Raw genomic sequence first — 21678 nt, 5'->3', positions numbered from 1 at the left:
CGAGCCAGTAAACGCCGACGCCCCATTTGAGCAGCTTTCTCAAATGGGGCGTTTTGCTTGAGAGGGATGGAAATGAAGATCGTGGTGAGCGCCTGCTTGATGGGCGAGAGCTGCAAGTATAACGGGCTCGACAACTATCATCGCGAGTTGGTCGAGGCCTGCGAGCATACGGGGACCGAGGTCCTCTTGGTGTGCCCTGAGGTCTTTGGCGGCCTGCCCACGCCGCGCAGGCCGTCCGAGATTGTGAACGGCGAGGTCCGTACCTGCGAGGGTGCCTCGGTCGATCGCGAGTTTCGCCTGGGCGCTCAACGTGCGCTCGATATGTGCGAGCAGGCGGGCGGCCCGTCCGAGATTGCTGCGTGCGTCTTGCAGGACCGCAGTCCCTCGTGCGGCGCGGGTCGCATCTACGACGGTACCTTTAGCGGTACGCTCACCGCGGGCAACGGCGTCTTCGTTGATCTGTTGCTGCGTCACGGCTATCGCGTTATACCAGCTAGCGAGTTCGACCCCAGCATGCTGGAGCAATAAAAAACCACCACAAGGGCACTGCTCCCTTGTGGTGGTTTTGGGCTAGGCCTAGAGCGTGTGGCCGTAGGCGTTGGCGGCCTTGATGGCGGCGGCGAACTTTTCGTCGGTGAAGGGCTCCGGGTTGCCTTGCTTCCACTCGTTGGTGGCGTGTGCGTATTCGCACAGGGCAGGGATGTCGGCCTCGGAAAGTCCGACCTGCTCAAGCGTTACGGGCAGGCCCATCTGCTTGTTAAAGGCGGCGTAGCGTTCAAGGCTCTCGGTATCGCCCGTATAGGCAAACAGCACGAGCACGCCCAGGCTCACGACCTCACCGTGCAGATAGGTTCCCTCGCGCGGAATGCTGCACGTCGCATTGTAGAACGCGTGCGCCACGCTCGAGTTGTAGTAGTAATCGTTTTGGTTGGTCAGGTTCGAGACATAGCCCGTGTTGACCACGATGTCGAGCGCGATCTGCTTGACGGCCTCGCTCGACAGATTCCGGCGCACGTCCTCAAGACCCTGGACGCCATAAGTAAACAGCGGCTCGGAGCAGGTGTGGGCGAGTGCCAGGCCAAGACCGGCGGTATGCTCCAAATTACCGGCGCTCGTGGCGTATTCGACCTCGGGCTGCTTGGACAGGGCATCGCCCACGCCGGCCCAGAAGTACTCCGCCGGAGCTTCGGCGATAATCTTGGGGTTGATGAAGATATGCGCAGGTCGGTTGGGGTACGAATATCCCTCGAGCGAGCCGTCGTCGTTGTACACGACGGCAATGGCGGTCGCGGCCGAGCAGTTGGAACAGATCGTCGGGACGGTGAAGACGATCTTCTTGAGCTCGATGGCTGCCGTCTTGACGGTGTCGAGTGCCTTGCCGCCGCCACAGGCGATGAGAACGTCAGCTTCCTGGCAGGCAGGGGAGTTTATGACCTTGGCGATATTGGCGCGCGTGCTGTTGGTGCCGTAGACGCGCGTCTCCAGAATCTCGACGTCGGTGCCTGCCAGCGCAGCCTCGATGCCCGGCAGCGCCGCAGCCAGGGCTCGCTTGCCGCCGATGATGGCGACCTTGGTCGCTCCGTACTCTGCCAGCGCGGCGGGCAACTCGGTAAAACAATCCTCGCCAACGGTGTAGTCGCTCATTCCAATCGTGCGCATAGCAACCTTCTTTCGTTCGATAAAGTGCTTTCAGGTATTTTGCTCCAAGAGAAGGTCCACAGCCGCGAGAAATTTCGAACGTATAAAACCAGTGTTGAGGGTTTTTCGCCGGCGCTGAACGTGCTAGCATACTCCGCATAAGCGTTGATGGGGACGAGTAGTCGGCCGTCCGCATGCTACAGAGAGCGGGGAGCGCTGAGAACCCGTGCATGCGACCGATGAAAATCACCCCGGAGCTGCGGTCCCAACGGACGTGCCGCGCAGGTTCGTCTTAGTAGACGTCGCCGAGATGGTCGTCGATACAGACCAGCCGAGTAACGGATGCGAGCGCGCGGCGACGCGAGCGAGGGCATCTAAGCTGGGTGGTTAAGCGAAGAGCTTTTACGGACAGACTGTCCGTTTTGTGGCGCTTCGTCCCAGCTTGTAGGGACGGGCGCTTTTTTGGTGCCCAGAGGGCGTGCGCGCCCATGACAAGAAAGGGGTACCGTGGCAAACGAGTACAAGCAGACGATGAATCTGCCCAAAACCGGATTTCCCATGCGTGCCGGTCTTTCCAAGTCCGAGCCAAAGCGACTTAAGGACTGGCAGGACAACAAGGTCTACGAGCAAGTTCTAAAGAAGAACGAGGGTCACAAGAAGTTCGTGCTGCACGACGGCCCTCCGTACGCCAACGGCCCTATCCACATCGGCCACGCCATGAACAAGATCTCCAAGGACATGATCAACCGTTACTGGATGATGCAGGGCTATGAGGTTCCCTATGTTCCCGGTTGGGACTGCCACGGTCAGCCGATCGAACATAAGGTCGAGGAGAAGCTCGGCACCGAGAAGTTCAACCAGACCTCCACGGCTAAGATCCGCGAGCTTTGCAACAAGTTCGCTGTCGAGAACATCGAGCTCCAGAAGGCTGGCTTCCGTCGCCTTGGCGTGCTTGGCGACTGGGACAACCCGTATCTGACGCTCTATCACCAGCATGACGCCGCCGACATTGAAGTCTTCAAGGCCATGTTCGACAAGGGCATGATCTATCGCGGTCATAAGCCCGTCCACTGGTGCAAGCACTGCCACACCGCACTCGCCGAGGCCGAGATTGAGTACTCCGACGAGACGAGCCCGTCCATTTTCGTGCGCTTCGAGATGACCTCCAAGCCCGCCGGCCTCGAGAACTTCGACGGCCCGGTTGACTTCATCATCTGGACGACCACGCCGTGGACCATCCCCTCCGACCAGGCAGTTTCCCTCAAGCCCGGCGCCGCCTACGTCGCCGTTGAGCACGACGGCCGCGCCGAGGTCATGCTCGAGGACCTGGCTCCCAAGTGCTGCGAGGAGTTTGGCTGGGAGTACACCCCGGTCATGGTCGACGGTAAGCCCTACGTGGTTCCCGCCGAGACCTTCCATCATATCCACTACAAGCAGCCGATCTTTGACGGTGTCGAGGGCGTGGCGCTGCTGGCCGATTACGTCGGTGTCGATGACGGTACCGGTATCGTCCACAACTCGCCCGGCCACGGCGTCGACGACTACTTTGCCTGCCTCAAGGAGGGCATCACCGACATCTGCATGCCGGTCGATGACGACGGCAAGTTCTACACCGGCGAGGAGTTTGGTACCGGTGGCCCCTTCAGCGGAATGGATACCGACGAGGCCAACCCGCACATCATCGAGTTCCTGCGCGAGCGCGGTACCCTGGTCCTCGAGAAAAAGATCACGCACAGCTATCCGCACTGCTGGCGCTGCAAGCACCCGGTGCTCTTCCGTGCTACCGACCAGTGGTTTGTCTCGATGGACAAGACCGGCTTGCGCGAGCAGGCTGGCAAGGAGGTCCGCGAGAACGTCAAGTGGTATCCGGCCCACGCGGCCAACCGCATCGGCGCCATGGTCGAGCAGCGTCCCGACTGGTGCATCAGCCGTCAGCGCAACTGGGGCGTGCCTATCCCGAGCTACACCTGCGCCGACTGCGGCGAGAAGGTCATGAACGACGCCACGCTCGACGCTGTCATCAAGCTCTTCCACGAGAAGGGCTCCGACGCCTGGTTCACCGATGCTCCCGAGAGCTACCTGGGCGAGGCCTGCGTCTGCCCCAAGTGCGGCGGCCATCACCTCAAGGCTGATAAGGACATTCTCGACGTGTGGTGGGACTCCGGTGTGTCTTGGAAGGCCGTCTGCGAGTACCGCCCCGAGCTTGAGTACCCGGCGGATGTGTACCTCGAGGGCTCCGACCAGCATCGCGGTTGGTTCCAGAGCTCGCTGCTCACCTCGGTGGGTGCCAACGGCCATGCTCCGTACAAGGCGGTCGTCTCGCAGGGCTTCACGCTCGATGGCCAGGGCCGCAAGATGTCCAAGTCGCTCGGCAACGTCATCGACCCCAACAAGGTCTGCGACGAGATGGGCGCTGACATCATCCGTCTCTGGGTTGCCTCCGTCGACACCAGCTCCGACGTCTCCATCGACCATGAGATTCTCGCTCGTACGTCCGATGCCTACCGTCGTTTCCGCAACACGCTGCGCTTCCTGCTCTCCGAGCTCGAGGGTCAGTTTGAGCCCGAGACCGACGGCGTCGCCTTTGCCGACCTGCTGCCGCTCGACAAGCTCATGGTTGCCCGCCTGACTCAGGTCCAGGCCGAGGTCGACGACGCCTACGCCAGCTACGAGTTCCCGCGCGCCTACCGTGCGCTCTACGACTTCGTGGTTACCGAGCTCTCCAACGTGTACCTCGACGCCCTGAAGGACCGTCTGTACTGCGACAAGCCCGGCTCGCTCGAGCGCCGCAGCGCCCAGACCGTGCTGGCCGAGCTCTTCTCGATGCTCATGCGCGACCTGCAGCCGATCCTGTCCTACACGGTTGACGAGGCCATGGCATATGCGCCCGCTGGCTGCGTCGATCACCAGAAGTACGCCGCGCTGCTCGATTGGTACAAGTCGCCCATCACGGTCGACGAGGCCAATGAGTTCGAGGGCGTGCTCGAGGCTTCTCTTGAGCTCCGTAGCGCCGTGACCAAGGCCCTTGAGGATGCCCGTTCTGCCGGCACCTTCACCAAGAGCCAGCAGGTTCGCGTCAAGGCGGTCGTTCCCGCCGAGATGTACGCGCTGCTGACTGGTGACAAAGCGGTCGACCTGGCCGAGTTCTACATCGTCTCCGATGTTGAGCTGACCCAGGGCGAAGAGCTTTCCGTCTGCATTGATGCTGCCGAGGGCGAGTGCTGCGACCGTTGCTGGAACTACCGCACCACCGTTGGCGAGTACAACGGCCACGCTCATATCTGTAAGCGCTGCGCTGATGCGCTGTAGGTTACGGCGTTCGTAGAACGCCGTAACCTACCGACGCTGCAAACGCCCCTAAGCGGCAATCTGACGTTCAATCGTCGGTCGCGTACCAAAGTACGCTTCCCTCCTCTTTCACGTCACCTTGCTCGCTTAGGGATGTTTTCGCTGTTGGCGACGGTAATGCGGCGTTTCTATGGACCTAGTCGTTGGGGACGTTCTTAAACGACTAGTCAAACAAGAACGTCCCCAACGACTACCTGTGTCATATTCAAGCGGCATTCTGTTTTTCGGAATGTCGCTTTCGTTTTATGCTGATTATTTCGCTAGCGTTGGTGGATATGTCGTGCGCCCTGCGTGTGACAATATAAGATGGTTAATTGCGTTAAACGGAATTCGATTGTTCTGAGGGTAGGGGATTTCTTTGGGTCGTGCTGGGGATATGACGCCGCCTTTGCGTTGGCGGTTGGGTGTTGCTGGTGGGGTGGCGCTGGTTGTGCTGCTTGTTGACCAGTTGACCAAGCTTGCGGTTCGTTCCGTGGGCGATGCACTGCATGTGACCGTCATCCCCGGCGTGATCGACTTCCTGTTTGTCCGCAATATCGGCGCTGCCTTTAGCATGGGCGAGGGGCATGGCATCGCGTTTGCCGTGCTGGCGCTGGCGGTCATTGTCGCTATTGCCGTGTACCTCGTTCGTGCACCCCAGCTCGCCCATCTTGAGGTTGTGGGCATGGCGATGGTTGCGGGCGGTGCTATCGGCAACGCTATCGATCGTTTGGCCTTTGGCTTCGTGACCGATTTTATTGCCACCACCTTCATCGACTTTCCCGTCTTCAATGTGGCCGATATCGGCATTACGGTCGGTGTTGTGCTGGCGCTTATCGGTTACATGTTCTTGAGTCCCGCCGCTCGCGAGGTCGATGCGACTGCTGAGCTCAATGCCCGTGATGAGGCCCGCGCTAAGCGCAAAGCCAAGCAGCGTGGGGAGCGTGCCCGCAAGATTCGCGAAAGGAATGAGCGTTAATGGCCGACATCCATATTCTTGTTGCCGACGATTGCTCTGGCCAGCGTCTCGACGCCTTTCTGGGTGCCAACGACGGCTGCCCCACGCGCTCTGTCTGCGCGCATCTGATCGAGGGCGGCGCCGTAATCGTGAACGGCGAGACCTGTCTGTCAAAAAAGTATGCCGTACGCGCCGGTGACCGCATCTCGGTCGACCTGCCCGAGCCGCACGATCCCACCGATGTGATTCCCGAGGCCATCCCGCTCGACATTCGCTATGAGGACGACTATCTCATTGTGCTCTCCAAGCAGCGCGGGCTGGTGTGCCATCCCGCCCACGGCCACGAGAGCGGCACGCTTGCGAACGCCTTGGTCTACCACTGCGGTATCGATCATCTTGGTACCGTGCAGGGTGAGGACCGCCCCGGCATCGTGCATCGACTGGATCGCGATACCTCGGGCCTTATGCTCGCGGCAAAAGACGACGACACCCAGCGCGCGCTTCAAAATCTCATTCGCACGCGTACGCTCGACCGCCGCTATATCACGCTTGTCCACGGGCACATCGCCATGGACGAGGGCACCATCAATACCGGTATCGCCCGTTCTACGCGCGACCGCGTCAAGATGGCGGTTTCGGACGACCCCTTTGCCCGTCAGGCCATTACGACTTTTAAAGTCCTCGAGCGCTTTGATTCCACGCGCTTTGACGATGGTTATACGCTCGTTGAGTGCCATCTGTTTACCGGTCGCACGCACCAGATTCGCGTGCATATGCGTCATATCAACCACGCCTGCGTGGGCGATCCACTCTACGGCAAGTGCGATGCGCGCGCCGACCAGGGCCTGACCAGGCAGTTCCTTCATTCCTGGCGCGTGGCGTTCGACCATCCCGTGACGGGGGAGCGCATTGAGTGCCGCGACGAGTTGCCGTGGGATCTCGCTGCGGTTCTCGACGATCTGGCTCCGCGCTCGCTCGGTCGCACGGCCGTTGGAGATGAAATCGTTCCGCAGCTCGGTCTTCTCGAAGCCTAGCCAGTATTAGGTGGTTTCTTGAACTCGGTAAGCCTGCGGTAAGATATACGATTGTTTACGTTACGCGTTGCTGGGAGCCTGCATGCTCGCCTTTTTACAAACCAACACACCCATCGTGATCTTCAACCAGATTGTCGTCACGCTGCTCACGGTCTGCTTTCTGTACCAGGTGGTCTTCTTTGTCATTGGCGCTCTTCGTGGCGAGGTTGCGCCTCCCAGGGCCAAAAATCTCCATCGCTATGCCTTTTTTATCGCGGCGCATAATGAGGAGGCCGTGATCGCCAACCTCGTTCGCTCCATCAAGGACCAGGATTATCCGTCCGAGCTCATCGAGGTTTTCGTGGTCGCCGATGCCTGCACCGACAACACGGCGCAGCTCGCGCGCGAGGCCGGTGCCATTGTTTACGAGCGCAATGACCTGGCCCGCAAGGGCAAGAGCTGGGTCATGGACTTTGGCTTCGACCGCATTCTCAACGAGTATCCTGACACGTTTGAGGGCTACTTTATCTTCGATGCCGATAACGTTATCTCCCGCGATTACGTTTCCAAGATGAATGATGCCTTTGACCAGGGCTTCCATGTGGTCACGAGCTATCGCAATTCCAAGAACTTCGGCAGCTCGTGGATCTCGGCTGCTAATGCCACGTGGTATCTACGCGAGGCGCGCTTCCTCAACAACGCGCGTAATATCTGCAAGACTTCTTGCGCTGTTTCGGGTTCGGGTTACCTTATCTCCGCCAGCGTTATCGAGGGCATGCACGGTTGGCAGTTCCACACGCTGACCGAGGACATTCAGTTCACTACGTTCTGCGCTATTCACGGTATTCGCATTGGCTATGCGCCGGCGGAGTTCTTTGACGAGCAACCCGTGACGTTCAAGGCATCCTGGAAGCAGCGTATGCGCTGGACCAAGGGCTTTTACCAGGTGTTCTTTACCTACGGTAAGCATCTGGTCAAGTCGACGTTCCGCTATCATCGCTTTGCCGCCTACGACATGTTCATGACGATCGCCCCGGGTATGCTGCTATCGCTGATCTCGATGCTCGCCAATGCGACGTTCCTGATCGTGGGTGGCCTTTCGCATGGTTTCTTGGCTACCGAAGTCGAGATGCAGGCGTGCGCCGCTTCGCTCATTATGACCTTCGCCATGATGTATCAGACCTTCTTTATCCTAGCGCTGCTCACGACTATCTTTGAGTACAAGCACATTCACTGCGCGCAAAAGTGGCGTCTGGTGACTAACCTGTTTACCTTCCCGATCTTTATGTTCAGCTATATCCCCATCACGGTGGCCGCGCTGTTCCTGAAGGTCGACTGGGTGCCGACGCAGCACGCCGTCAACGTTACCCTTGACGAGGTCATGCAAGGCGCCAAATAACCACCACCAAAACCACCGCAAAGGGGACAGGCACCTTTGTGGTGGTTTTTGCTTTTGCGATGCAGCTCGAGGAGGAGTCCGATGGTCTATATCCCGTTTTGGATTTGCATCTTTGCCGGCGTGGCTATTGATGCCCGAGAGCGACGGTTTCCCAATGGGCTTGCCGGCGCATGTGCCGTGACGGCGTTGGCGGGCGTTTGGCTCGACCTCGGTTTGAACACAGCGCTTGACCACGCCGGTCTTGCGGTCATCGTCTACCTTGCCCTTGTGCTCACTGAGTCGCTCTGGCGACGCCTTCGCCACGCCCCGGGCATCGGCATGGGGGATGCCAAGGCGCTCTTCGCGCTTTGCACGCTCGACCCTATGGGTGGCATCGTGGCATTTGCCGTCGCACTCCTGGCCCTGGCCCTCTCCTGTCTCTTCACAAAATCGCGCTCCCTGCCATTGCTCCCTTTTTTAGTGCCGATTTTTGCCATAATCGAGGTCGTGGGTTGCACATTTTAACCGATTGCGCATCCTTCTTAAGGAGCATGCCATGGCATCTAATCAAGAAACGGCCGTCATTAAGGCGCGCATGGACCGTATTCCCTCGGCGTTGTCGCCCGAACTTGTCGAGCGTATTGCCGCCGATCGTGCTTCGGGCTATGTCAACCCGTATCGTTGCAACGACGATCAGGTCATTCGTCGTATTGATCGCGCCGCCGACAAAGGCACGCTTATGCGTCCGGCGTTTATGCGCGATACCGAAAAGATACTTCATCTTCCGGCGTACACCCGTTATGCAGGCAAAACGCAGGTCTTTAGCTTCCGTAGCAATGACGATCTGTCACGCCGCGGTTTGCACGTGCAGCTCGTCTCCCGCATTGCGCGCGATATCGGTCGCGCCCTGGGGCTCAATTGCGATCTGATCGAGGCGATTGGCCTGGGTCACGACTTGGGACACACGCCTTTCGGCCATGCCGGCGAGCGCTTCCTCAACGATATCTATCATGAGCGTACGGGGCGTTATTTTTTCCATAACGTGCAGTCGGTCCGCGTGCTCGACGCGTTGTATGGCCGCAACGTGTCGCTCCAGACGCTCGACGGCGTGCTATGCCATAACGGCGAGTACGAGCAGCGTGTGTTTGAGCTCTCGGACATGGGCTCTTTTGACCAGTTTGACCAGACGGTTGAGGATTGCATTGCCACGGGCTATAGCGCAATTGAGCATCTGCGTCCCATGACGCTCGAGGGCTGCGTCGTTCGCATCTCGGATATTCTTGCCTACGTTGGTCGTGACCGTCAGGATGCGATCGCGGCGGGCCTGCTTTCGCCCGACGTTTTTGATGATGGCCGGGGCGGTGCCTACAACAGTTGGATCCTCACGCATGCCTCCATCGATATCGTTGAGCACAGCTATGGTAAGCCGCGCATCGAGATGAGCGAGGACCTGTTTGAGGAAATTCGCCGAGCCAAGCGCGAGAACTACGAGAAGATCTATAGCAAGGGCGGTATCGAAGGCGATTCCGAGGCGGAGCTGCGCGAGGCGTTCGTAAAGCTCTACGACCGTTGCCTGCGGGATCTAAACAGTGGCGACGAGTCCTCTTACATCTTTAAGCACCATATTTCGCGCATTGAGCAGCAGCTTTCCTACTACGATCGCACCTATGCCTGGCAGGACGACAAGGATCAAGCCGTGGTGGATTATATCGCGAGCATGACGGACGGCTATTTCTGCGAGCTGACGAGCAAGTTATTCCCTGGCCTGGAGTTTCCGCACCGTACCTATATTAACGAACGGTAGTTCGTATTAATTCGGTATACTGTTAGTGGAAAACGTTTTTGATTGATGCACGGGATGGCTATGGACGACCTTTTTTCTGCCTCGACGCGCGAGCGTTCCTTTAAAAATGCGCCGCTCGCGGTGCGCATGCGACCCAATTCGCTCGACGAGTACGTGGGCCAGCAAAAGGCCGTCGGTAAGGGTTCATGGCTGCGTGCCGCAATCGAGCACGACGTGCTTTCGAGCGTGATTCTGTACGGGCCTGCCGGTACGGGCAAGACGACGCTGGCCCACATTATCGCCAACCATACCAAGAGCGAGTTTGTCGAGGTCAGCGCCGTCACGGGTAACGTGAAGGACCTGCGTCGCGTGATTGATGAGGCCAAGACGCGCCTGAATACGTACGATCGCCGCACCATTCTATTCATCGATGAGATTCACCGCTTCTCTAAGTCGCAGCAGGATGCCCTGCTGAATGCAGTTGAGAACCGTACCGTCATTATGATTGGCGCTACGACAGAGAACCCGTACTTTGAGGTCAACTCGGCACTGTTGTCGCGCGGGCGCGTGGTGGAGCTTGAACATCTGAAGGATGAGGATATCGCCACGCTTATTGAGCGTGCGCTCGAGGCACCACAGGGCTTGAACGGAAAGTTCTCGGCCGATGAGGATACGGTCAAGACCATTTGCACGCTGGCAGCGGGTGACGCTCGCTCGGCGCTCACGACGCTCGAGCTTGCGAGCGAGATTGCCGTCACGCGTCCCGATACCGAGGGAACGCCAGCGCCTGCGGCTGGGGAGCGCCATCCCATCACCGTGGATGACGTGAAGATTGCCAACCCGCGTCGCGGCTTTACGTATGACAAAAACGGCGACATGCACTACGACATCATCAGTGCGTTCATCAAGTCCATGCGCGGTAGTGACCCCGATGCCACGATCTATTGGCTCGCGCGCATGATCGATGCTGGGGAGGATCCTAAGTTTATCGCTCGCCGCATTATGATTCACGCTTCTGAGGATGTTGGCAACGCCGACCCGCAGGCGCTTTTGGTGGCGCATGCCGCGTTTAAGTCTGCCGAGGTCATTGGCTATCCCGAGTGCCGCATTAACCTGGCTCAGGCTGCACTCTATGTGTGCTTGGCGCCAAAATCCAACGCGTGTGAGGCTTCGATCGATGCGGCACTGGCCGATATCCATTCTAGTGGGCTTCGCGAGGTGCCGAGTTATCTGCGCGATCGCCATCGCCCGGGCAGCGATGAATACGGTGTGTATAAGTATCCACATGATTATCCCGAAGGCTGGGTCGATCAGCGCTATTTGCCCGAAGGCTTGGAACGCGGTGCATTTTGGCAGCCTGCCGGGCGCGGCTGGGAAGAGTGGCGCGTAGAGCAAAGCGAACGCGACCGCAGCGGGAATGCACCGAGGTAGCTGCTGATAATTTTGTCCCACGTTGCTGCTCTTGGCATGTTCGGTCCCCTTTGGGGTACCATGAAAAGCGTCTGTATTTCGATTCTTCCGGGAGGCTTGTATGAGTCCCATTCAAATCGCCCTGCTGCTGCTCGCCGTTGCCGGCGTGTGGGCCATCGCTGAGCTCGCGCTTACCCTGCGCAAGACCCGCAATGTTGTCGACTCGCTCGATAAGACCGTGAACGACCTCAACAACACCATCGCCGAGGCTCAGCCTGTGGTGGCAAAGCTCGATGGCGCTGTCGATGAGCTTACGCCGGCGCTTGCCCAGATGGAGCCGCTGCTTAAGTCGAGCAAGACGGCAGTTGATGCCCTTACCTCCAATCTCGTAGAGGTCGAAGCCGTGGTTCGCGACATTTCCGAGGTTACGGGCAGCATGGCCGAGGCCAGCAATGCTGTGTCGAGCGTGACCGACTCTGCCGCCGGTGCTGTGCAGAAGCTCTTCAATAAGGTGAAGGCTCCTGCAGCCGACGCCGATCGCAAGCTCGCCGCTGCCGCTGCGGAGGCCGAGCAGCCTACCGAGCGCGTCCTAATTGGCGAGGACGAGGCCGCCGCGGGCGACGATGATTGTCAGAAGTCTGTATCCAAGCCGGCTCAGTATTACACCTATACGCCCGCCGAGACCTCTGAGGAGTCCTGCGATGAGTAGCGAAGCAACCTGCCCCATCACGCTGACCGTTGCCGGCGACCCGCGTCTCGCTCGCCTTGTGCGCATGACGGCAGCCAACGTTGGCGCCCTGTGTTCCATGTCTGTCGATCGCATCGAGGACATCCGCATGGCTGCCGAGGAAGCCTTTATCTTTGGCTGCACGGCTGTTGATTCCGACGACATCTCAATCAAATTCGATGTCGATGAATCTCACGTTGGCATGACCTTTACCTTTGGCGATCAGGCCACCGTCGACGAGGATGACCAGGCTGCTGTTTATGCCGAGCTTATTTTGGCGAGCGTGTGCGACTCCTACGAAAAGACTGCGGCGCCCCTGACGCTTTCCCTCGACCTCAAGGCGGATATTTAATATGACCGAACGTTCCCGGAGCGGCAAGACCGCTTGGGACAAGGAGAAAACCCGCGAGCTGTTTCGTCGCTACAAGGAGACCGGTGATCCGGACGCCCGCGAACAGCTCGTCATGTCCCATATGAACCTGGTAAGGTTTCTTGCCAACAAATTTAAGAATCGCGGCGAGCCGCTCGACGACCTCATGCAGGTCGGCTATCTGGGTTTGCTCAAGGCTATCGACCGCTTTGACCCCGAGCGCGGACTCGAGTTCACGACGTTTGCGACACCCACTATCCTGGGCGAGATCAAACGCCATTTCCGCGACAAGGGCTGGAGCGTGCGCGTACCGCGTCGTCTGCAGGAGCTCTCGGCCAAGGTCAACCAGGCTACTGACAAACTTACCAACGAGCTGCAGCGTTCGCCCAAGGTTGAGGAGATCGCTGAGTATCTAGATGTGACTGTCGATGAGGTCCTCGAGGCTATGGAATCGTCTTCGGCCTATACCTCGGTGCCCATCGAGGCTCCTGGTGCGTCCGATTCCGACGATGCGCCCTCGATTCTCGACCGTTACGCCGACGATGACAACGAGCTCGACTTTACCGATGACCGCCTGGTGATCGAGGAAGCCATCCGCGATTTCTCGCCGCGCGAGCGCGAGGTGATCGAGCTGCGCTTTGTAAAGGGCATGACCCAGATCGAGATCGCCAAGAAGCTGGGTATTTCTCAGGTGCAGGTTTCGCGCCTGCTGCGCCGCACGCTTAAGAAGATTCAGGACAAGATCGACCCCGACGGAGTGATGATTCGTTCATGAGTGAGCGCCCCCAACAAACCGATCGCGTGCTGCGCGACACCCGCATTCTGACGCTTCGCATTTGGGCTGTTGTCGGCTGCATTGTCATCGCCGCTGTCATCTTTAACCTTATGGGCATCCTGGCGCCGGTTATCGAGTTTCTCGCTGTTGGTTCCATCATTGCCTTTGTGATGTCCCCGATCACCAACTGGCTCGAGCACCATGGCGTGAATCGCGGCATCGGTTCGCTTATCGCGCTTATTGTTGTTGTTGCCGTGCTCGTCGGTGTCGTTTGCATCTTGTCGCCGATTCTCTTTGGTCAGATCATGGAAGTCCTGAGCCGCCTGCCCGAGCAGCTTCGTGTTGCGGGTGGCGACCTCAACGAGATGATCTCGAATGCCAAGACGCTTAACAACACGCCGCTCAAGGAGTATTTGGACGATAATCTTTCGTCGCTGGTCACCGTGGCATCGAAGTATGTGTCTCAGATCGCTGCCGAGCTTGGCCGCGGTGTGTTCCCGCTCATCACCAATACGGCCTCGCAGTTGTTCGTGATCTTCCTTGGTCTGGTGCTTGCGTACTGGATGGCCTGCGACTACCCTCGCATGCACCACGAGATTTGCACCATCATCGGTCAGGAGAAGGAGACCTCGTACCGCTTTATGGTCGCCATCCTTTCTCGCTCTGTCGGCGGCTACATGCGCGGTATGGTCGTGACGTCTATCTGCGGTGGTTTCCTCGCCTTTATCGGTTTTATGATCATCGGGCATCCGTATGCGGCGCTCATGGCTATCTTTACCGGCATCATGCATTTGGTTCCGGTCGTCGGTCCCTGGGTGAGCGCAGCAATCGCCACAGTGCTCGGTTTCATGTTCAGCCCTATGTTGGCGTTATGGACGCTCATCGTGACGATGGTCGCGCAAAACGTCACCGATAATGTGATTTCGCCTAAGGTCATGCAGAGCTCGGTGCAGGTGCATCCCATCATGAGCCTCACGGCGCTCGTTATTGGCTCAGCACTCATGGGCCCCATCGGCATGATTATTGCCATCCCGCTTTGTGCGGCCCTCAAGGGTATCTTCGTGTACTACTTCGAGAATGAGACCGGCCGACAGCTTGTGGCCTATGACGGCGCCGTGTTTAAGGGCACGCCGTACCGCGATGCCGATGGCAACCCGGTCGCCGCCTACGACGCGCTCGGCGACGACACCTTCATCTACGAGTCCGAGCTCATCGGCAACGAGACTGCGCCCGAGGCCAAGGCCATGCCCAAGCCCGAGCTCGATAATCCCTGGATTAAGCTCTCTGGTCTGCAGCCCGATGCCACGGGCTTCTTCAAGAACCCCTTTGCCAAGGACGATGACTCCAACTCGGACGACGATACCAAAACCGGCATCGACGGCTCCATGGACGATGATGACAACTAGCGGGGTAATTCGGATTAATATTCATACGCGCTAACATGCAATTTCGCTGAAGGGCCGGCATTGTGCCGGCCCTCTTTTTTGCATGGGCGCGGCGGGATGGTAATATCGTTACGTTTGAACTGTTTCGATGTGAAACCGAGGAGATTCCCTCTATGAGTGCTGACTACCCGTCAATGACTACGGCCGAGATCCGCTCCAAGTTCCTCAACTTCTTTGAGGAGCGCGGTCTTAAGCTCTATCCTTCTTCGTCTCTTGTTCCTGACGATCCTTCGCTGCTGCTTGCCAACGCTGGCATGAACCAGTTTAAGGAGTACTACCAGGGCAAGAAGACCATGAAGGAGATCGGCGCGATTTCCTGCCAGAAGTGCGTCCGCACCAACGACATCGATTGCATCGGCGAGGACGGCCGTCACCTGTCGTTCTTCGAGATGCTCGGCGACTTCTCTTTTGGCGGCGTCTCCAAGGAGCAGGCTTGCGCTTGGGCCTTTGAGCTCATCACCAAGGAGTTCAAGCTGCCGCTCGACCGCCTGTACTTCACCGTCTTTACCGAGGACGACGAGACCCACGATGTGTGGCGCTCCCTGGGCGTTGCCGAGGATCACATTTCTCGCCTGGGCGAGGACGACAACTTCTGGGCCGCTGGCCCCACCGGGCCCTGCGGTCCGTGCTCCGAGATTTACTTTGATATGGGCGAGGAGGTCGGCTGCGGCGGCCCCGACTGCAAGCCTGGCTGCGACTGCGACCGCTTCCTGGAGTTCTGGAACCTCGTCTTTACCCAGTACGACCGCCAGGAGGACGGCTCCATGCCGGAGCTGCCGCACCGCAACCTCGATACGGGTATGGGCCTGGAGCGCATGGCCGCCATTATGCAGCACAAGACCGCCAATTACGACGGCGATCTGATGCAGCATCTCATCAAGCTGGGTGAGGAGGTCAGCGGCAAGACCTATGACGCCGACGATTACTCCGGCGCCAGCCGCTCCCTGCGTATCATCGCCGACCACTCCCGTGCCGTCGACTTTATGATCTCGGACGGCATCCTTCCCGGTAACGAGGGTCGCGAGTACGTCCTTCGCCGCCTGCTCCGTCGTGCCGTGTTCCACGGTCGCCTGCTGGGCATCGAGGGCGCCTTCCTGACCAAGTTCATTGACGAGGTTAACGCTCAGATGGGCGAGGCCTATCCCGAGCTGCTCAAGAATGTTGCGCTCGTCAAGGGTATCGTCGCCTCCGAGGAGGAGCGCTTCTCCACGACGCTCGACAACGGCCGTGTTTACCTGGACGAGGCCCTGGCAGCGCTTGTCGAGGGCACCGTGCTTCCGGGTGACGTTGCCTTTAAGCTGCACGACACCTTTGGTTTCCCCATTGACCTGACTGTCGAGATCGCCGGCGCTGCTGGCCACGACGTCGACATGGACGGCTTCACCGCCTGCATGGAGGACCAGAAGGCCCGCGCTCGTGCCAACGCCAAGGGCGATGCCTGGGGCAGCTTTAACGACGTGTGGGTCGAGCTTTCCGACAAGGTCGCCGCGACTGAGTTCGACGGTTATGACAACGATGTGATCGAGGGCGCCAAGGTTGTCGCCATCGTGCGCAACGGTGAGTCCGTCGAGTCCGCCGCCGCGGGCGAGGACGTCGAGGTCGTGCTCGACCGCACCCCGTTCTATGCCGAGATGGGTGGCCAGCAGGGCGATGCCGGCGAGCTTTCCGCCGAGGGCGTTTCGCTGACCGTTTCCGATACCAAGAACCACAACGGCCTGTATGCTCACGTCGCCCACGTTGCCGAGGGCACGCTGGTCGTCGGTGCTACCGTGACCGCCGCGCTCGACGCCGAGCGCCGTGGCTTCCTGCGCCGCAACCACACCGCCACGCACCTGCTCGATGCCGCCCTTAAGCAGGTCCTGGGCGAGCACGTCTCCCAGGCCGGCTCGCTGGTGACGCCCGAGCACCTGCGCTTTGACTTTACGCACTTCGAGGCCCTGTCCTCCGAGCAGCTCAAGGCTGTCGAGGACCTGGTCAACCAGCAGATCTTCGCTTTCAAGCCGGTCGTGACCCGTGTCATGGACATCGACGAGGCTAAGGCTGCCGGCGCTGTCGCTCTGTTTGGAGAGAAGTACGGCGATGTTGTCCGCGTCGTCTCCGTGGGCGCCGAGGACCAGCCGTTCTCCCGCGAGCTCTGTGGTGGCACTCATGCCGCCAATACCGCCGAGATTGGCCTGTTCAAGATCATTTCCGAGTCCTCCACGGGCTCCAATGTCCGCCGTATCGAGGCCGTGACCTCTAAGGGTGCCCTCGACTACATGGCCGACCGCCTGGCGCTCGTTGACGCCGCCGCCGCTGCGCTCAAGTGCCGCGTCGACGAGGTTCCCGCCCGCGTGGAGAACCTGCAGGCCGAGCTGCGTGAGACGTCCAACAAGCTCAAGAAGGCGCTCACTGGTGGCTCCTCCGATGCGATCTCCAGCGCCATCGAGGGTGCTGTCGAGCTGAATGGCTACAAGCTTGTTGTTGCTGAGCTTCAGGGTCTCGAGGCCGCTGACCTGCGCAACGTTTGGGATACCGTGCACCAGAAGGTCGCCGGCCCTGTCGCTTGTGTCGTCGCCAGCGTGACTGAGAAGGGCACTCCGGCCCTGCTCGCTGCCGGCTCCGATGACGCCGTCAAGGCCGGTTTCCACGCCGGTAACGTGATCAAGCAGATCGCGGGTCTGGTCGACGGTCGCGGTGGCGGTCGTCCCAACATGGCCCAGGCCGGTGGCAAGAATGCTGCCGGCATCGCCGATGCCCTCGCGGCCGCTAAGACCGCGCTCGGCGCCTAAGAATCTAAGAAGTCGCTGTGGTTGCGCTCGCGCTGGACATAGGGGAGACCAGGATTGGCATCGCCGTCTCGAGCCGTGATGGCAAGATGGCGATGCCTGTCAAGGTGCTTCCGGCTGCCGAGGTCACCGGTATGGCCAAGACGTTCCGCTACCTGGTTGAGGACTATGAGCCCGACATCCTGGTAAGCGGACGTCCCCTGACCATGGCCGGTGAGCCCGGCCCTCAGGCCGTGCGCGTTGCCGCTGTGGCGCAAAAGATTGCCGACGAGCTCGATCTTCCGTTGGAGTTTGAGGACGAGCGTCTGTCCTCGCAAGAGGCCAAGCGTATCCTGCGCGAGCAGGGTCTCAACGAAAAGCAGATGAGGGGCAAGATCGACATGATTGCCGCCAGCCTGTTTTTGCAGACGTGGCTCGATCGTAAAAACGAGGAGGTTTCGCATGCCTAGTGCTTCCGATCCGCGCCAGCCGAATCGTACACAGCAGCCGGCGTCGCGCCCTGCCCAGCCTGGCCAGCGTCCGGCACAGCCGACGCAGCGCGCAGCTCAGCCTGCCGCGCGCCCGGCGCAGTCCTTCTCTCGTTCGGCCCAACCTGTTCAACGGACGGGTCAGCAGCCTTCTGCTCGTTCGGTTCAGCATTCGGCTTCTCACGCGGTTCAGCAGCCCACTGCTCGTACGGCCCAGCCTGCAGGCGGCACCCGCTTTAAGCAGCAGGCACCTACCCAGCGAACGCAGGCCCCCCAATCGCATTCGCATCACGCTCGTGGTTCGCATGGTGTTGCTCCGGCGACCCGCTCGAGCTACAACACGCATGCTCGTCGCGGTGCTCAAAAGAAAAGCTCCCCGGTGCCTATGATTATCGGTGGCGTTGTTGCCGTGCTTGCGCTTGTCGCGATCGTTTTCTTTGTCGTGCCAGCCGTCAAGGGCTTCTTTGGCGGTGAGGGTGCGAAAGTCGTTGCAGGCCAGCAGGTTACTATCACGATTCCCGATGGTGCCTCGGGTGACAGCATCGCTTCGATTCTCTCCGAGAACCATATCGTAGAAAATCCCAAGGATTACTATGCGGCGGTGAAAAAGCTCAACGCCGATATGTCGCTCAAGCCTGGTGATTATTCGTTCACCACACTCATGGATGCGACCAAGGTTGTTCAGCAGCTCATGGAAGGCCCCAACGCGGGCTCCAATACGCTGACTATCCCTGAGGGCCTGACGGTCGATCAAGTCGCCGACCGTGTGGCCCAGGCCTACGACAGCATCTCTAAGGAAGACTTCCTCAACCAGGCCAAGGCCTCCAACTACGTGGACGACTATAGCTTCCTTAAGGGCGCCGCCAACGATTCGCTCGAGGGTTTCTTGTTCCCCAAGACCTATTCGCTGGGCGATTCGCCGACGGCCGATGACGTGATTCGCGCTATGCTCGATCAGTTTAAGACCGAGTACAAGTCGCTTGACTTTGCGAGCTGCGAAGCCAAGATCAAGGAACGCTACGGTGTGGAGATGTCCGACTACGACATCGTCAACTTGGCCTCTATCGTTGAGCGCGAGGGCCTCAACGCCGATCAACGTGCGCATGTGGCCTCGGTTTTCTACAACCGCCTTGCCGGCAAGCTCGACGGTCTGCGCTATCTCAATAGCGATGCGACTATGATGTATGTCACCGGTGGCGAGGTTACCGCCGACGACCTGCAGAGCGATAGTCCGTATAACACCTATAAGCATGAGGGTCTGCCACCCACGCCCATCTGCTCTCCGTCGCTCGAGGCACTCAAGGCCACGCTTGAGCCGACCGACTCCGATGACCTGTATTTCTACATTACGCAGGACGAGGAGTACTTCTCGCAAACCTACGAAGAGCATCAACAGTCTTGGAATTAGCATGAGGATTTTTAGCCCCAAACGTTACGTTGCCTCGGTCGATCGCATCGACCTTGATACCCTGTGGGCCGACGGCAAACGCGCCATTCTGCTCGATCGCGATAACACCCTGGTGCCGCGCGACACCGAGCAGGTTCCCGCCGCGGTTTCCGCTTGGCTCGATACCGCCCGCGCCAAAGGCTTTAAGCTGTGCATGGTGTCCAACAACTGGCATCGCGACCAGGTCATGGCATCAGCACGCGAGCTGGGACTCGAGGCCATCAGCCACGCCATGAAGCCGGCACCGTTTGCCCTCAAGGCGGGTCTTAAGCGCCTCGGCGCCACGGCCGACGAGGCGGTGCTGATCGGTGATCAGCTCTACACGGACGTGTGGAGCGGCAACTTCGCCGGCGTCGATACCATCCTGGTAAAGCCGCAGGCCACGCAGGACCTGTGGTATACGCAGATCTTCCGTATCTTTGAGCGCCGGGCCCTGCGCGACCTTCCCTGCGAGGAATAGGTCTCGTCATGTCCCAGCACACCAAACACGGCTGCGACCATATCTTCTTTATCGGCTTTTTGGGCGCGGGCAAATCGACGCTCGCGCGCAACGTCGGCACTATGTTCAAGCGGCGTTTTATCGATACCGACCGCCTAGTCGTCCGCCGTTGCGGCAAGTCGGTAACCGAGATTTTTGAGACCGAGGGTGAGGATCGTTTTCGCGAGCTCGAGACCTCGGCGCTCCGTTCGCTCCAAAGCGAGCGCAGTCTGTTGGTTTCGTGCGGTGGCGGTATCGTCGAGACGCCGGTGAATATTGAGCTGATGCACGAAATGGGTACGTGCGTGTACCTCGAGGGCGACTTTGAGGATTCGATTCGCCAGATTCGTCGGTCCGACACGCGCCCCGATTTCCGCTCGCCCGAGCATGCCGCGCGCTTGTTTGAGCATCGCCGTCCGCTGTATCGCCAGGCCGCCGATATTACCCTTGATATTCGCAACAAGTCCTTCGAGGACGTTTCCTACCTTTGTGCCGAGATGCTTTTGGAGCGTGGACTGCTATGATTCGCCGCCAACTGATCAATTTCCAAAACCGCAGCGTCGATGTCCGTGTCGGATTGGGCGCGTTCGATGAGCTGTCGCGTATGTTTGCCTCGGCTGTGGGCAAGCCTAAGCGCGCGATGGTGGTTTGGAACTCCGCCTCGTCAGAACGTTTTGATGAGGTCGTCGAGCATGCGCTGGTCGACGCCGGTTTTGCCGTGTCACAGCTCTTCCTCGAGGTTTCGCCTGCTGGTGCCACGCTTGCTGATGCCGATGCGATCTTTGGCGCCTTGTCTGCCAACGGCATTACCTGTGACGATCTGGTTGTCGCCGTTGGCGATGCCGCAACCTGCTCGGTTGTTAGCTGGTGTGCCAATCAGTGGTGCGGCCGCACCGAGTGCGCGTTGCTGCCGACGACGTTCGACGCCATGCTCACGGTCGCGACGACCATGAAGCCGCTCGTCGCCTCGTCGTCGAATGCGCTTCCCGCTATCGCGTTCCGTCCTGAGCCGGGCTTGGTCGTGTGTGACCTCGACCTTGTTCGTGAGGCGGACCCCGAGGACCTCAAGCTCGGCTTTGTGGTGCTTGTTGGCACCATGCTTTCGAGCAGTAAGTCCCGCTGGAATCAGTTTACTGAGACCGTCCCCGAGATTCTCGCGGGCGAGGAGGTCGCGCTCGTCAATGCCGTTCAATGGTCTCAGACTGCCCGTAAGGACGTACTGATGGCCACGAACCCGAGCGCTCGCCATGCGCTCGATTTTGGCAAGACGGGGGAGCGTACCCTGCGCGCCTGCTTGGGCGATGCCGCTTCGCAGGTCCCTGCCTATCAGCTGTTATCCGAGGGCATGCGCTTTGAGGCGCGCCTAGCACATGATGCCTGCGACTTTGATATCGATTACGTCTTTGAGGTCGATGACTGCCTGGAGGACTTTGGCATCGAGGAACTTGCCTTCGACCTGGAGCCCACCGCGTTTATCGAGGAGTTCCGCAGGCAGCAGTTCGCCCGCTCGAACCGCAGTATGTTGCCGCTGCCCGCGGCACTCGGCGCCATTCGCCTAACGAGCGTCGAGGACGAGGTTCTTGAGCGCCATGCTCATGCCTACTTGGCTTCTCGCAAAGAACTTCTCTAAGATTTATTGACTTCCATCGTCTTTCGTATCAAGTTGAGGGGCGGGTTTTCAATCGGTTGCGGAT

At 59.4% G+C, this 21678-nt stretch carries 19 protein-coding genes; 18 read left to right on the top strand and 1 reads right to left on the bottom strand.

Annotated features, from left to right (window positions below):
• Positions 1-72 precede the first annotated feature (72 nt).
• Positions 73-528, top strand: coding sequence for a 2-thiouracil desulfurase family protein (locus AB5202_RS02525; protein ID WP_195621338.1), 456 nt, complete (start codon positions 73-75; stop codon positions 526-528).
• Between the two features lie 48 nt (positions 529-576).
• Here the strand turns inward: AB5202_RS02525 and AB5202_RS02520 are convergent, their stop codons facing one another.
• Complete coding sequence (locus tag AB5202_RS02520; RefSeq protein WP_195621336.1) at positions 577-1659, bottom strand: iron-containing alcohol dehydrogenase family protein; 1083 nt, start codon at positions 1657-1659, stop codon at positions 577-579.
• Positions 1660-2169: 510 nt separating this feature from the next.
• Here AB5202_RS02520 and ileS point away from each other — a divergent pair.
• From ileS to AB5202_RS02435, 17 genes are all read left to right on the top strand, one after another.
• Positions 2170-4947: an isoleucine--tRNA ligase gene (gene ileS, locus AB5202_RS02515; protein ID WP_416378119.1), complete on the top strand. Its 2778-nt coding sequence runs from the start codon at positions 2170-2172 to the stop codon at positions 4945-4947.
• A gap of 469 nt (positions 4948-5416) precedes the next feature.
• Positions 5417-5944: a signal peptidase II gene (gene lspA / locus AB5202_RS02510; RefSeq protein WP_271745696.1), complete on the top strand. Its 528-nt coding sequence runs from the start codon at positions 5417-5419 to the stop codon at positions 5942-5944.
• Positions 5944-6957: an RluA family pseudouridine synthase gene (locus tag AB5202_RS02505; protein WP_368144182.1), complete on the top strand. Its 1014-nt coding sequence runs from the start codon at positions 5944-5946 to the stop codon at positions 6955-6957. The genes lspA and AB5202_RS02505 overlap by 1 nt, the downstream gene beginning before the upstream one ends.
• A gap of 82 nt (positions 6958-7039) precedes the next feature.
• Positions 7040-8335: a glycosyltransferase family 2 protein gene (locus AB5202_RS02500; RefSeq protein WP_195621332.1), complete on the top strand. Its 1296-nt coding sequence runs from the start codon at positions 7040-7042 to the stop codon at positions 8333-8335.
• Between the two features lie 81 nt (positions 8336-8416).
• A complete protein-coding gene (locus tag AB5202_RS02495; RefSeq protein WP_195621331.1) occupies positions 8417-8839 on the top strand; it encodes a prepilin peptidase in 423 nt (140 codons plus the stop codon).
• Between the two features lie 31 nt (positions 8840-8870).
• Positions 8871-10118 (top strand): deoxyguanosinetriphosphate triphosphohydrolase family protein, encoded by a 1248-nt coding sequence (locus AB5202_RS02490; protein WP_195621330.1) that lies wholly within the window; start codon positions 8871-8873, stop codon positions 10116-10118.
• A 60-nt stretch (positions 10119-10178) separates the two neighbouring features.
• Positions 10179-11528, top strand: coding sequence for a replication-associated recombination protein A (locus AB5202_RS02485; RefSeq protein ID WP_368144183.1), 1350 nt, complete (start codon positions 10179-10181; stop codon positions 11526-11528).
• 100 nt (positions 11529-11628) lie between these two features.
• Positions 11629-12216 (top strand): hypothetical protein, encoded by a 588-nt coding sequence (locus tag AB5202_RS02480; RefSeq protein WP_195621328.1) that lies wholly within the window; start codon positions 11629-11631, stop codon positions 12214-12216.
• Complete coding sequence (locus AB5202_RS02475) at positions 12209-12586, top strand: hypothetical protein (RefSeq protein WP_022094590.1); 378 nt, start codon at positions 12209-12211, stop codon at positions 12584-12586. Before AB5202_RS02480 ends, AB5202_RS02475 begins: the two co-directional genes overlap by 8 nt.
• A 1-nt stretch (position 12587) precedes the next feature.
• Positions 12588-13379: an RNA polymerase sigma factor SigF gene (locus tag AB5202_RS02470; protein WP_022094589.1), complete on the top strand. Its 792-nt coding sequence runs from the start codon at positions 12588-12590 to the stop codon at positions 13377-13379.
• Positions 13376-14785 carry an AI-2E family transporter gene (locus AB5202_RS02465; protein WP_195621327.1) on the top strand — a complete coding sequence of 470 codons (1410 nt, stop codon included), beginning with the start codon at positions 13376-13378 and terminating at the stop codon, positions 14783-14785. Before AB5202_RS02470 ends, AB5202_RS02465 begins: the two co-directional genes overlap by 4 nt.
• 152 nt (positions 14786-14937) lie before the next feature.
• Positions 14938-17595 (top strand): alanine--tRNA ligase, encoded by a 2658-nt coding sequence (alaS, locus tag AB5202_RS02460; protein WP_195621325.1) that lies wholly within the window; start codon positions 14938-14940, stop codon positions 17593-17595.
• A gap of 17 nt (positions 17596-17612) precedes the next feature.
• The gene (gene ruvX / locus AB5202_RS02455; protein ID WP_055286437.1) at positions 17613-18041 is read left to right on the top strand and encodes a Holliday junction resolvase RuvX; all 429 of its coding nucleotides are present in this window, start codon (positions 17613-17615) and stop codon (positions 18039-18041) included.
• Entirely contained in the window at positions 18034-19467 is a 1434-nt protein-coding gene (mltG, locus tag AB5202_RS02450) for an endolytic transglycosylase MltG (RefSeq protein ID WP_229089763.1), read from the top strand. Before ruvX ends, mltG begins: the two co-directional genes overlap by 8 nt.
• 1 nt (position 19468) lies before the next feature.
• The gene (locus tag AB5202_RS02445; protein ID WP_117639353.1) at positions 19469-19966 is read left to right on the top strand and encodes a YqeG family HAD IIIA-type phosphatase; all 498 of its coding nucleotides are present in this window, start codon (positions 19469-19471) and stop codon (positions 19964-19966) included.
• Between the two features lie 8 nt (positions 19967-19974).
• A complete protein-coding gene (locus tag AB5202_RS02440) occupies positions 19975-20508 on the top strand; it encodes a shikimate kinase (RefSeq protein WP_138374852.1) in 534 nt (177 codons plus the stop codon).
• Entirely contained in the window at positions 20505-21614 is a 1110-nt protein-coding gene (locus tag AB5202_RS02435; RefSeq protein ID WP_195621323.1) for a hypothetical protein, read from the top strand. Before AB5202_RS02440 ends, AB5202_RS02435 begins: the two co-directional genes overlap by 4 nt.
• The last annotated feature ends 64 nt before the right edge of the window (positions 21615-21678 follow it).

Source organism: Collinsella aerofaciens (genome assembly GCF_040915545.1).
Classification (GTDB): Bacteria; Actinomycetota; Coriobacteriia; order Coriobacteriales; family Coriobacteriaceae; genus Collinsella; species Collinsella aerofaciens_BE.
Note: the sequence above shows the minus strand (reverse complement) of the source record. Positions and strands in the feature narration are given on the sequence as shown.